Here is a 12,971-nt window from a genome sequence, read left to right on the forward strand (position 1 = left end):
CCGGCGGCATCCGTCACCGAAGACCGTGGCTGTGTGCCAGAGCGATGGCCTCGGTGCGCGAACCCACGTCGAGCTTTCTGAACAGGTTCCGCACATGGAACTTGACCGTATTTTCACTGATGCCCAGCGTTGAGGCAATGGTGCGGTTGCGCTCTCCGGCGGCGAGGTGCTGCAGCACTTCGAGTTCGCGCGCGGCCAGATTCCATTCGGCGACATCCTCGGACGGGCGAGCCGGCAGGTCCAGGGGCAGGGAGACGAAAATGTCGGCGCCCCAACCCGGCATGACATCCATCCGCAGCTGACCGTTGAGCGCCTGCACGCGGCGGTCGAGCCGTGCGATGCTCGGCGCGTCGGCGTCGAGTGACCCGCGGCCGTCGTCGCGCACGTTGATCAGCAGGTTTTCACCGTCGCAGTCCCATTGCGTGCGTACCCGACTGACGTGGGGTTCTTCCATCATGGCCAGCACGAGTCCGCGGACGATCGCGCGGGCGGCGTGGGCGACCTCGCCGGGTAGCGCACGTCCGTTCAACGGCGGTTCGATGAATTCAACCTCAATGCCGCTGAAGCGAGTTAGCGGGCGCAGGTCATCCCGGAGGCGTTCGAATGCTTTGGCGACGGGCTCTTTCACCGAGTCCGTCGTGCGGTCGCTGAGGGTGCGCAGCTCAACCAGGGCTTTGGCGGTGAGGCCGGTGACGGTTGAGCGGGCTGCTGCATGGTCCAGGGAAGACGAGCGCAGGGCCGCCAGGAGAATTTCCAGGGTCGTGGAATGCAGATCGGTCAGCTCGGCCGTCACGCGCACGCGTTCCGCTGAGGCCGCGCGCGACTCCAGCAGGTACGACGGCGGCGCATCCGTCACTCTCTCCTGGATCCGCCCCGCAGCAAGACGCCAGAGATACTTCACCACGTCGAGCCCGGCGTCGTGCATCGGGCCGGTCGGATGGGGGTCGGTGAGCACAAGGATGGCATTGCTGGGGGAGTATTTCACGGCCAGTACCGGGCGGATCCGGCCGGCGAGTTCAGCTTCCCCGAACCACGGCACATCATCCGAAAGGACAGTGCGAAGCGCCTCGAGTTCGGTGATGGAGACGTGAGAGATGATTTCTTGCGCACCAGCCTTCTTCTGCGGTCGCCCGGTGCAGTCCTCGGTGAAGATGACTAGCGCACTGCTTCCCATATAGGGGAGCGTCGCGTCGCGGAGGCGCTCCGCGATCTGCGCCAGCGAGGCATCGGCCAATGCCGCCACCGCCTGCAATAGCGGCCACGGCAGGTCAGGAAGAACTGCGAGGGAATCCTTCAGGGGCTGATCAGCGACGATGCTCATGCGGATATCCTACTGCCGGCGAATGCTGACGCCGACCAATCCGAAAGTGTAGTCAGAACCGTCAGAAAACAGTGTTACCCCTACCCTTTCGTTTGGTGAAGATGGACATCAACCACAGACCATCCGTGCGGCCGCTACCGGCCGACGACCGAATCAAGGGGACGAATCGTGAATCCGACAGCAAATGTGACGCTTGCCAGCGCTACAGGTTCAGAGTCAACGACTGAATCAGCACCACTCAACTGGACGGCCGACGACCAGCGTGCCGTCGACACGATCCGCGTTCTAGCAGCTGACGCCGTCGAGAAGGTCGGTAACGGTCACCCCGGTACGGCCATGAGCCTGGCGCCAGCCGCGTACCTGCTCTTCCAGAAGCTGATGCGCCACGACCCGAAGAACCCGGACTGGTTGGGACGAGACCGTTTCATCCTGTCACCCGGCCACTCCTCGCTGACGCTCTACATCCAGCTGTTCCTCTCCGGCTACGGCCTGGAGATGAAAGACCTGCAGGAGCTTCGCACCTGGGGTTCGCTCACCCCGGGGCACCCGGAATACAAGCACACCGCCGGTGTGGAGATCACCACCGGCCCGCTGGGCCAGGGACTGGCGTCGTCGGTGGGCTTCGCCTACTCGCAGCGCCGCATGCGCGGCCTGTTCGACGCTGATGCTGCCGCGGGAACGTCGCCGTTCGACCACACCATTTGGGTCATCGCATCCGATGGCGACCTCCAGGAAGGGGTGACCTCCGAGGCATCCTCGTTGGCCGGCCACCAGGAGCTCGGCAACCTCGTGGTGGTGTACGACGAGAACCACATTTCTATCGAGGACGACACCGACATCTCCTTCACCGAAGACGTCTTGAAGCGTTACGAGGCCTACGGCTGGCACGTGCAGCGGGTGGACTGGACCGAGACGGGTGAGTACATCGAAGACGTTCAGGAGCTTTACTCCGCGCTCCTGGCGGCGAAGGCCGAGACCTCCAAGCCTTCCATCATTTCGCTGCGCACCATCATCGGCTTTCCCTCGCCGAAGAAGCAGAACTCCGGCAAGATCCACGGCTCCGCCCTCGGTGCCGACGAGGTTGCCGGTCTGAAGTCGGTCCTGGGCTTCGACCCGGCCAAATCCTTCGACATCGATCCAAACGTTCTGGCCCACGCCCGAGCGGCCGTCGAACGCGGTGCCGCAGCCCACAGCGAATGGCAAGCCTCCTTCGAAGCCTGGCAGACGGGCAACCCCGAGGGTGCCGCCCTGCTGGAGCGCATCGAGGCCAAGACGCTTCCCTCCGGCGTCGATGCCGCCCTGCCGGTGTTCGAAGCCGGCAAGGACATGTCCACCCGCGCCGCTTCGGGAAAAGTGTTGAACGCGCTCGGCCCGGTACTCCCGGAGCTGTGGGGCGGTTCGGCCGACCTCGCCGAGTCCAACAACACCACCATCGAAGGGAACGCGTCGTTCATTCCGTCCTCGCGCTCGACCGAATCGTGGAAGGGCAACCCGTACGGTCGGGTGCTGCACTTCGGCATCCGCGAGCACGCGGCCGCATCGATCGTGAACGGCATCTCGCTGCACGGCCGCACCCGCGCCTTCTCCGGCACGTTCCTGATCTTCAGCGACTACCAGCGCCCGGCCATCCGCCTCTCGGCGCTCATGGGCGTTCCGTCCATCTATGTCTGGTCGCACGACTCCATCGGCCTGGGCGAGGACGGCCCCACGCATCAGCCGGTGGAACAGATCTCGACCCTGCGTGCCATCCCGGGTCTGGACGTCGTTCGTCCCGGCGACGCCAACGAGGTTCCCGTAGCCTGGAAGACGATACTGCAGAACCACGAGAACCCGGCCGGCATCGTGCTGACCCGTCAGAACATCCCGACCTATGCCCGCGGTGCAGGCACGGCTCAGGGCGACACCTTCGGAAGCGCCGCCGGCGTCGCCCAGGGTGGCTACGTTCTGGCCGAGGCCTCTCAAAACGGTGCCACCGTGCCGGCGCAGGTGCTGTTGATCGCAACGGGCTCCGAGGTGCAGCTGGCCGTTGAGGCCCGCGAGGCGCTCCAGGCCCAGGGCATCGCCACCCGCGTCGTCTCGATGCCGTGCGTGGAATGGTTCAACAAGCAGGATGCCGCCTACCGCGAATCCGTACTGCCCGCCGCCGTCAAAGCCCGCGTCTCGGTCGAGGCCGGACTGGCTCTGGGCTGGAAGGAATTCGTCGGCGACGCCGGCCGGTCCATCAGCCTCGAGCACTACGGGGCTTCGGCCGACTACAAGCGCCTGTTCCAGGAGTTCGGAATCACCACGGCTGCAATTACCGCCGCCGCGAAGGACTCCCTCGCGGCAGCAGGCGACTAGCCTTCTCGGCTGCATCGCGGCCGGCGTCCAGACGGCCCCAGGGTTCTCCTGCGACGCCGGCCGCACACGCTCACTCTCCATGAACATTCCCAAGAAAGAAGCAGAAGCCATGACCAACGCAACCCCCACCGCACGACTGTCCGACGCCGGCGTGTCCATCTGGCTGGACGACCTCTCCCGCGAACGGCTCTCCAGCGGCAGCCTGCAGAAGCTCATCGACGAGAAGAACGTTGTCGGTGTGACCACCAACCCGTCGATCTTCCAGGCCGCGATCACCTCGGGCACTGACTATGACGTAAAGATCGCTGAGCTTGCCGCACAGGGTGCCGGCCTCGATCAGACCATTTTCGAGATCACCACGACCGACGTCGCCGACGCCTGCGACCTCTTCGCGCCGGTCGCCGCCGCCACCAACGGTGTCGACGGTCGTGTCTCCATCGAAGTCGACCCCCGGCTGGCCTGGGACACCGACGGTACGATCGCCGAAGCCAAGAACCTCTACCAGAAGGTCGGCAAGGACAACGTCCTCATTAAGATTCCGGCAACCCGCGAAGGTCTCCCGGCCATCACGGCCACCCTGGCCGAAGGGATCAGCGTCAACGTGACCCTGATCTTCTCTCTGGAGCGCTACCGCGCTGTCATTCACGCCTTTCAGTCCGGGCTGGAGCAGGCCAAGCAAAACGGGTATGACCTCGCCACGATTCATTCAGTTGCTTCCTTCTTCGTCTCCCGTGTGGACTCAGAAATCGACAAGCGCCTCGACGCCATCGGCACCGAGCAGGCACAGGCGCTCAAGGGCAAGGCGGGTGTTGCCAATGCTCGCCTCGCGTACCAGGTCTACGAACAGCTCTTCGCCACCGAACGCTGGGCTGTTCTGGCCGGCGATGGCGCGCTCCCGCAGCGTCCGTTGTGGGCCTCTACCGGCGTCAAAGACCCGGCGTACCCCGACACCCTGTACGTGACCGAACTGGTCGCACCCGGTGTCGTCAACACCATGCCCGAAAAGACCCTTGACGCCACCTTTGACCACGGCGTCGTCACCGGTGACACGATCTCAGGCACCTACGCTCAGGCCAATCTCACCCTGGCCGCGCTCGAGAAACTCGGCATCTCCTACAACGAGGTCGTCGCGCTTCTCGAATCCGAGGGCCTGGAGAAGTTCGTGACCAGCTGGAAGGAACTCCTGGCCGACGTCGACGGCGCCCTCGTCAACGCACGCAAGGAACTGACCCACTGAGCGCCGGCTCCTAAACCCTGAACTCTGAGCACTGATACCCAGCACCGACCGCTACCGAAAGGCACTCCATGTCCCATTCACACCTGCAGTGTTGCATCAACCCCAGCATCCTCTCGGCCGACTTCGTCAACCTGGAGGCAGAGTTGGCCCGCATCAGCAACGCCGATGCCGTGCACGTGGACGTCATGGACAACCACTTCGTGCCGAATCTGACGATCGGGCTGCCCGTCGTGGAACGGTTGCAAAAGGTCAGCCCCATTCCGCTCGACGTCCACCTGATGATTTCCGATGTAGACCGCTGGGCCCCACAGTTCGCCGACGCCGGAATGAGCTCCGTGACATTCCACGTTGAGGCGTCCGATGCCCCCATCAAACTCGCTCGAGAGCTCCGCGCCCGGGGGGCAAAAGCGGGTATGGCACTGCGCCCGGCCACCCCGGTGGAGCCGTATCTGGACATGCTCGACGAAATCGACATGCTCTTGATCATGACGGTGGATCCCGGCTTTGGCGGCCAGGCATTTTTGGACGTCATGTTGCCCAAGATTCGCCGTGCCCGCGCGGCGGTCGAGGGGTCGGGGGTCAACGTCGCCATTCAGGTCGACGGCGGTATCACGGAGGAAACCATCCTCCGCGCTGCGGAGGCCGGCGCCAACATTTTTGTGGCGGGATCGGCCGTCTACGGCAGGCCGTCTCCGGCGGATGCCATTGAGTCGCTGCGCGCGAACGGACAACTCGCCTTCGGCTACGCAGCAATCAGCTGAGGCCGCTGGAATTTCCCGACGCGCCGAATACCGCACCCCAACACGAGATTGAAGGATCACTCATGCGCGTTCATATCGCAACCGACCACGCCGGCATGGAGCTCAGCTCCCACCTCATCACCGTCCTGTCAGCCAACGGCTACGAAATGGTCGACCACGGCCCTGCGGCCTACGACGCCGAGGACGACTACCCGGCCTTCTGTATCACTGCCGCAGCCGCGGTGGTGGCCGACCAGAGCAGTGGCGTGGACGCCCTCGGGATCGTACTCGGCGGCTCGGGCAACGGCGAGCAGATTGCCGCGAACAAGGTCCAGGGTGTGCGTGCGGCCCTGGCCTGGAACCTTGATACGGCCAAACTGGCCCGCCAACACAATGATGCCAACGTGGTGGCGGTAGGCGGGCGGCAGCACACCGTCGAGGAGGCCACCGCACTGATCCAAGCCTTCCTGGCGGAACCCTTTAGCAACGCCGAACGCCACGAGCGCCGGATCGGCGAGATTGCCACCTACGAATCCACCGGTGAGCTAGCGCGATAGCCGGCCGAATCCGGGCCAGCCGAGCCAGCGGCGCTGATCTGCCCGACCGTGAGACGCATCGTTCCATCGACAATTTTTGGGAGAATTAATGTCAGCACACATCGGTGTCACCGGCCTTGCGGTGATGGGGGCCAATCTGGCCCGCAACCTCGCCCGGAACGGCTTCACGGTTGCCCTGCACAACCGTTCGGTCGAGAAAACCGACGCCCTGCTCGCCCGACACGGCCAGGACGGCGAATTCGTGCGAACGGAGACCCTGCAGGAACTCGTCGATGCCCTGGAGAAACCGCGCCGTGTGCTCATTATGGTCAAGGCCGGCCAGCCGGTCGACTCGGTGATCGAGCAGCTCGAACCGCTCTTGGAGCCGGGCGACATTATTATCGACGCCGGCAACTCGCATTATGAAGACACCCGCCGCCGCGAAGCCGCGCTCGCCGAAAAAAACCTGCACTTCGTAGGAATCGGCGTTTCGGGTGGCGAGGAAGGTGCCCTCAACGGCCCCTCGATCATGCCCGGCGGCTCGAAGGAATCGTACCGGGCCCTCGGACCGCTGCTCGAAAAGATTGCCGCGCAGGTGGATGGAAAGCCGTGTTGCGCGTGGATCGGAACCGACGGCGCCGGCCACTTCGTCAAGATGGTTCACAACGGGATCGAGTACGCCGACATGCAGGTCATCGGCGAAGCCTTCGACCTGTTGCGCTCGGGAGCCGGCCTCGAGCCGGCCGAGCAGGCCAGGATTTTCAAGGAGTGGAACACAACCGATCTTGCCTCCTTCCTGATTGAAATCTCAGCCGAGGTCCTCGGCCACGTGGATGCGAAGACCGGCAGGCCGTTCGTCGACGTCGTTGTGGACGCCGCCGGCCAGAAGGGCACCGGTCGCTGGACCGTGATCTCTGCCCTCGAACTGGGATCCCCGACGTCGGGGATCGCCGAATCAGTCTTCGCCCGGGCGCTGTCCTCCCAGACAAAACAGCGCAAACTGGCCCAGGAACTGCTCATCGGTGCCGAGGCCGATATTGAGATTCCCGAGAGCTTCGTCGAGGACGTCCGTCAGGCGCTCTATGCCTCCAAGCTGATCTCCTACGCCCAGGGCCTCGACATGCTCACCTCGGCCGCCACCGAGTACGGCTGGGACCTGAAACTCGACGAGATCGCTTCGCTCTGGCGAGGCGGCTGCATTATTCGCGCCGAACTCCTCAAGGAAATCACCCGGGCCTACGCCGCGACCGAGAAGCCGGCGAACCTGCTGTTCGCCCCATCCTTCACCAAAGCAATCGCCGACGTTCTCCCGGCCTGGCGCCGAGTCGTCTCCACCGCGGTGCAGCTCGGCATTCCCGTGCCGGTGTTCTCCTCCTCGCTGGCGTACTACGACGGGCTGCGCCGAAAGCGCCTGCCCGCCGCGGTGATCCAAGGCCAGCGCGACCTGTTCGGTGCGCACACGTACGGCCGCGTCGACGCCGAAGGCAGCTTCCACACTCTCTGGGGCGAAGACAAGAGCGAAGTCGAGGCAGTGGACACCCACTAGCCTGCCCCCGGCCGCCTACCCAAACGGACTGTTTAAACCGTCCCGATCGGCGTTTCGGCTACCTGAAAATGACCGGAAGATAGGTGTCAGGCCTCCCAGAGGAAAAACAAAATGAAACTCGACCCGTCCCTTGATCGGAAAGGCAGCCCGATGTTACACACCCCAGATTCGTGTCTTGATACGTGGCTGGTCAGAGAATCTCTGGCCGAGGCCATGATTCCGGTGATCGGCCGGCTGTACCGCGAGAATAATGTGGTCACGAGCATCCACGGTCGCAGTCTGATCAACAAGTCGGCCATAAAGATTCTCAAGGCACACCGATTCGCGCGGCGGATCGGTAAGCACGAGCTGCTCCTGGAAGAAACGACCCCGCTGCTGAACACCCTGGCGCAGCTGGAACTCGGCTCGGGCGCGATCGATATTGCCCTGCTGAACCAAAAATTCAAGGAAGAAGGCAACAACGCCACGCTGGAAGAATTTCTGCGCGCGGAACTCGCCGACCTGGTGGGCCGGCGCGGCAGCGAAGAGCACGCCTGCACCGACGTCGTCCTGTACGGCTTTGGCCGGATTGGTCGGCTTCTGGCTCGGCTGCTGATCGAAAAGGTCGGCGGCGGCCAGGGCCTGCGCCTGCGTGCCATTGTGGTGCGCCGCTCATCCGACAACGATCTGTCCAAGCGTGCCAGCCTGCTGCGCCGTGACTCGGTGCACGGTTCCTTCGACGGCACCATTCGGATCGACGAGGCCGCCAACACCATCACGGCCAACGGAGTACAGATCCAGGTGATCTACTCGGATGACCCCGCCTCGATCGACTACACCGCATACGGCATCCACAATGCACTCGTGGTCGACAACACCGGCCGTTGGCGCGATGCCGAAGGACTGTCCCAGCACCTGCAAAGCAAGGGGGTTGCACGCGTACTATTGACCGCTCCAGGCGAGGGCAACCTGAAGAACATCGTGTACGGCATCAACCACGGCACCATCGACGCCACTGACCAGATCGTGTCCGCCGCCTCCTGCACCACGAACGCCATCACGCCGGTGCTGAAAGCCGTCAATAACAAGTTCGGTGTTATGCACGGCCATGTTGAAACCGTGCACTCCTTCACAAACGACCAAAATCTCATCGACAACTTTCACAAGGGTGACCGTCGCGGGCGCTCCGCCGTTCTGAACCTGGTCATTACCCAAACAGGCGCCGCTCAGGCTGTGACCAAGGCGCTGCCCGAACTGCTGGGCAAGCTCACGGGGAGTTCTATCCGCGTCCCCACTCCGGACGTATCCCTGGCCATTCTCAACCTCACCCTGCAAAATCCCACTACCAGGGACGAGATCAACAGCTACCTCCGTGAGATGTCACTCCACTCGGATCTGCGACAGCAGATCGACTTCATCGACTCACCTGAAGTGGTTTCCACAGATTTCGTCGGGTCACGCCGTACCGGGATCGTAGACGGCCTCGCCACCATTTCAAACGAGAAGAACCTGGTGCTCTACGTCTGGTACGACAACGAGTTCGGCTACAGCTGCCAGGTTGTGCGCGTCATGGAGGAAATGGCCGGAGTGAAACGGCACGCCTTCCCCTCCTCAGACGCGGTCGAGGAGGCCATGTCGGTGCTTGCCGCCTTGGCATAGTTCAACCGCGGTTCATCGAGTCGCGTCCGCCACCAGCAGACCGTCGGAGGCACTTCGGCGAGTCCCATCAGAAAGGTAATTTGAAAATGAGCATAACCTTCCAGCCCCGTGAGCTCTTCGCCGGGGAACTCGACGAATCCCTCCTCGGCCAGCCATTCGCCGACGTGCTCGGAGACAATATTGCGGTGCGGATGTCCGTTCCGTTCATCAGCGACGACTCGCGTATCCTGTCCGGTGTTTGGGAAGCCGAACCGGGCCTCTCGCGTTGGGAATTCCTGGAGCGCGGTGAAGCGATCCACGTTCTCGAAGGCCGCATGGTCGTCACTGAGGATGGCGGCGAACCGGTCATTCTGCAGGCTGGAACTGCCGCAGTCTTCCCCATTGGGTGGCAAGGAACGTGGGAGATTCAGGAACGCTTCAGAAAATTCTTTGTGATCTTTAATTCCTGACCCGTGAGCGCTGCCGCCCCGACGATTTGAGCCGAAACATGAAAATTGGAATTCTCACCAGCGGTGGAGACTGCCCCGGTTTGAACGCCGTCATCCGCGGCGCCGTACTCAAGGGAATTGCCATACACGGTCACGAATTCGTGGGATTCCTTGACGGTTGGCGCGGCGTCGTCGAGGGCGACATCATCGATATCCCCCGAACCCTGGTACGGGGCATCGCGAAGCACGGAGGCACCATCCTGGGCACCTCCCGCACCAATCCATTCGAAAACGGCGGGGGACCCGAGGTGATCAGGGCGCACCTGGACCGGCTGGGCATCGACGCGATCATCGCGATCGGAGGCGAGGGAACCCTGGCCGCGGCTAAACGTCTGACGGACGCCGGATTGAACATTGTGGGCGTACCCAAGACGGTGGACAACGACCTGGACGCCACGGACTACAGCTTCGGTTTCGATACCGCGGTGCAGATTGCCACCGAAGCGATCGACCGGCTACGCACCACCGGTGAATCGCATCATCGATGCATTATCGCCGAGGTGATGGGGCGTCATGTGGGCTGGATCGCATTGCACGCCGGTATGGCTGCCGGCGCCCACGCCATCCTGATTCCCGAGCAGAAGGTGAGCCTGGAGCAGATTACCGAGTGGGTGCAGGACGCCCATGCCCGAGGGCGCGCACCACTGGTGGTGGTGGCAGAAGGCTTTGTTCCGGACCATATGGATTCTGCGCACTCCGACCGCGGGTTGGACACCTTTGGTCGTCCCCGGCTCGGAGGAATCGCCGATCAGCTGGCTCCGGAACTGGAAGCCCGGACCGGCATAGAAACCCGTGCCACGATCCTGGGCCACATCCAGCGCGGCGGCGTGCCGTCAGCGTTCGACCGCGTTCTGGCCACCCGGTTGGGCTTGGCGGCTATCGATTCAGTGACGGAACGAGCCTGGGGCACGATGGTTGCGCTGAAGGGCACGGAGATCGAACGGGTGGGCTTCGAAGAAGCGCTCGGCAAGCTGAAAACGGTCCCGCAGAAGCGCTACGACGAGGCCGCGGTCCTGTTCGGCTGACCCACGCGTCGCTCCGGGCTGGTAGAACCGTGCGCGGCAGACCACACTGAACAGATGCTGTCGCAACAATCCCTCGCCGCCATCACCGAACAAGCCCAGACTGCCGCTCGCCGGGCCGCCGAAACAGCCGGGCTGCAGGTGGGCGACGAGTCCAGTCTCGCCGGCCTGCTCGAGGTGGAGGCCCTGTTCAATACGGTTTGGCGCCTACCGGCGGGGGAGAGTGTGATGCCGTCGGAACTGCTCCGCAGCATGAGCCACGCCGGGTGCAATGTGACCGTGGCTCGCGACGAATCCGGCCGACTCGTCGGCGCCGCCGCGGCGCTGGTCACGCCACGGGCGCCCTCGATCCCACCGAACACGAACCAACCCGCCGCGGATCAGGCCCCAGCGCGGCAATCCCCGTCCATGTACTCCCTGATTGCCGGGGTACTGCCGGGCGTCGGCGACCACGGCGTGGGGTTCGCCATGAAACAGCATCAGCGGGCCTGGGGTTTGGCCCGCGACCTCAGAGAGATGACCTGGACCTTTGACCCGCTGGTCAGCCGCAACGCCCGGTTCAATCTCACCAAACTCGGCGCTCACGCGCGCAAGTACGCCGTCGACTTCTACGGTCCGATGCAGGGCGAGGTGAACGCCAACGACGAGAGTGACCGCTTGGTTGCCGTCTGGCCGCTCACCAGCGACACCACCGCAGCGTGCAGCGAACGCCGCCCCGAAGCCGTCGCTGGTCCCGTCGTCGAGCGCCGCGCTGTGCTTCGGCTGGGGCCCGACGGCGAGCCGGCACTGGTGGCGGCTCACGGCGCCCTGTGGTGTCGGGTTCCCACCGACATTGTGGCGTTGCGGGCGCAGAACCCGCGGGTGGCCGCCGAGTGGCGGCACAGCATCCGCTCTATTTTTACCGATGTATTCGCTTCGGGGCATGTCGCCCGCGGGGTCAGCCGAGACGGTTGGTACCGCCTCGTACCAGGAGGTACAGCATGAAAATCGAGGCCATCGAGCTGCGGCGGGTGCACCTGCCGTTGGTGCGGCCCTTTCGCACCTCGTTCGGCACCTCGACCGAGCGGGAGGTGACCGTGTTGCGCGTGCTCACAGCGGATGCCGAGGGCTGGGCCGAGTGCGCCGCCGACGCCCGCCCGTTGTACAGCTCCGAGTTTCTCGACGCGAGCGATCTGGTCATTCGCGACCACCTGGTGCCGCGATTGCAAGCGCTCGGGGACCGACTCACGGCCGAGCTGGTCGCGACCGTGCTGGAACCGGTCAAGGGCCACATGATGAGCAAGGCCGTACTCGAAACGGCCATTCTGGACGCGCAGCTGAAAACAACGGGCGTGTCCTTGGGCAGTCACCTCGGCGCCGTGCACGATACCGTGCCGGCCGGCGTGTCGGTGGGCATCATGGACTCGATCTCCGAACTGCTCGACGCTGTCACCGGCTATCTCGCCGAGGGATACCTGCGGATCAAACTGAAGATCGAACCCGGGTGGGATCTGGCACCGGTGCGAGCCGTGCGCGAACGTTTCGGGCCAGACCTGCTGCTGCAGGTCGATGCCAATACGGCCTACACGCTCGCTGACGCGCGCCATCTGGCCCGGTTGGACCCGTTCGGCCTGCTGCTGATGGAACAGCCGATGAAGGAAGACGACATGCTCGGCCACGCCAGCCTGGCCAAGCTCATCACCACACCGATCTGCCTCGACGAATCCATCGAATCCGCCCGCGACGCCGCGACGGCGATCACGCTCGGCGCGTGCAGCATCATCAATGTGAAGCCGGCTCGGGTCGGCGGGTATCTGGAGGCCCGGCGCATCCACGACGTCGCCGCGGCCCACGGCGTGCCGGTCTGGTGCGGCGGCATGCTCGAAACCGGCATCGGCCGGGCGGCCAACGTGGCCCTCGCCGCGCTGCCGAACTTCGTGCTGCCGGGCGATACCTCCGCCTCGAACCGATACTTTGCGCAGGATCTCACCGCGCCGTTCGAACTCGAAAACGGTCACCTGCGGGTACCGACCGGGCCCGGCATCGGCGTGGAGGTCTTGACCGACGTGCTGGCCAAAGTCACCGCAAGCACCGACACCATCCGGTTCTAGCACCCGTGGCGTC

Annotated in this window: 11 protein-coding genes; 10 read left to right on the forward strand and 1 reads right to left on the reverse strand. The window is 64.1% G+C overall.

The features are described 5' to 3' along the window. Positions 1-13: 13 nt before the first annotated feature. Positions 14-1,321, reverse strand: coding sequence for a helix-turn-helix transcriptional regulator (locus QMK22_RS02230; protein ID WP_283495993.1), 1,308 nt, complete (start codon positions 1,319-1,321; stop codon positions 14-16). Between the two features lie 168 nt (positions 1,322-1,489). Between QMK22_RS02230 and tkt the strand changes: the two genes are divergently transcribed. The 10 genes from tkt (at position 1,490) to menC (ending at position 12,958) form a co-directional block, all read left to right on the forward strand. Continuing rightward, positions 1,490-3,661, forward strand: a complete 2,172-nt coding sequence (gene tkt, locus QMK22_RS02235) for a transketolase (RefSeq protein ID WP_502856848.1) — start codon at positions 1,490-1,492, stop codon at positions 3,659-3,661. 109 nt (positions 3,662-3,770) lie between these two features. After that, entirely contained in the window at positions 3,771-4,898 is a 1,128-nt protein-coding gene (gene tal / locus QMK22_RS02240; protein ID WP_283496042.1) for a transaldolase, read from the forward strand. Positions 4,899-4,966: 68 nt separating this feature from the next. After that, positions 4,967-5,659, forward strand: coding sequence for a ribulose-phosphate 3-epimerase (gene rpe / locus QMK22_RS02245; RefSeq protein ID WP_283495994.1), 693 nt, complete (start codon positions 4,967-4,969; stop codon positions 5,657-5,659). A gap of 62 nt (positions 5,660-5,721) precedes the next feature. Then, positions 5,722-6,195, forward strand: a complete 474-nt coding sequence (locus tag QMK22_RS02250; RefSeq protein ID WP_283495995.1) for a ribose-5-phosphate isomerase — start codon at positions 5,722-5,724, stop codon at positions 6,193-6,195. A gap of 88 nt (positions 6,196-6,283) precedes the next feature. Beyond that, a complete protein-coding gene (gnd, locus tag QMK22_RS02255) occupies positions 6,284-7,720 on the forward strand; it encodes an NADP-dependent phosphogluconate dehydrogenase (RefSeq protein ID WP_283495996.1) in 1,437 nt (478 codons plus the stop codon). A 150-nt stretch (positions 7,721-7,870) separates the two neighbouring features. Next, positions 7,871-9,358, forward strand: coding sequence for a glyceraldehyde-3-phosphate dehydrogenase (locus tag QMK22_RS02260; protein ID WP_283495997.1), 1,488 nt, complete (start codon positions 7,871-7,873; stop codon positions 9,356-9,358). 86 nt (positions 9,359-9,444) lie between these two features. Then, on the forward strand, positions 9,445-9,807 hold the full coding sequence (locus QMK22_RS02265; RefSeq protein WP_283495998.1) for a cupin domain-containing protein: 363 nt from the start codon (positions 9,445-9,447) through the stop codon (positions 9,805-9,807). A 38-nt stretch (positions 9,808-9,845) separates the two neighbouring features. Further along, positions 9,846-10,871 carry an ATP-dependent 6-phosphofructokinase gene (locus QMK22_RS02270; RefSeq protein WP_283495999.1) on the forward strand — a complete coding sequence of 342 codons (1,026 nt, stop codon included), beginning with the start codon at positions 9,846-9,848 and terminating at the stop codon, positions 10,869-10,871. A 54-nt stretch (positions 10,872-10,925) separates the two neighbouring features. Further along, positions 10,926-11,852, forward strand: a complete 927-nt coding sequence (locus QMK22_RS02275; protein ID WP_283496000.1) for a hypothetical protein — start codon at positions 10,926-10,928, stop codon at positions 11,850-11,852. Further along, a complete protein-coding gene (gene menC / locus QMK22_RS02280; protein ID WP_283496001.1) occupies positions 11,849-12,958 on the forward strand; it encodes an o-succinylbenzoate synthase in 1,110 nt (369 codons plus the stop codon). The genes QMK22_RS02275 and menC overlap by 4 nt, the downstream gene beginning before the upstream one ends. Positions 12,959-12,971 lie beyond the last annotated feature (13 nt).

Origin of the sequence: Cryobacterium sp. PH29-G1 (assembly GCF_030063365.1) — a bacterium.
In the GTDB taxonomy this organism is placed as follows: domain Bacteria; phylum Actinomycetota; class Actinomycetes; order Actinomycetales; family Microbacteriaceae; genus Cryobacterium.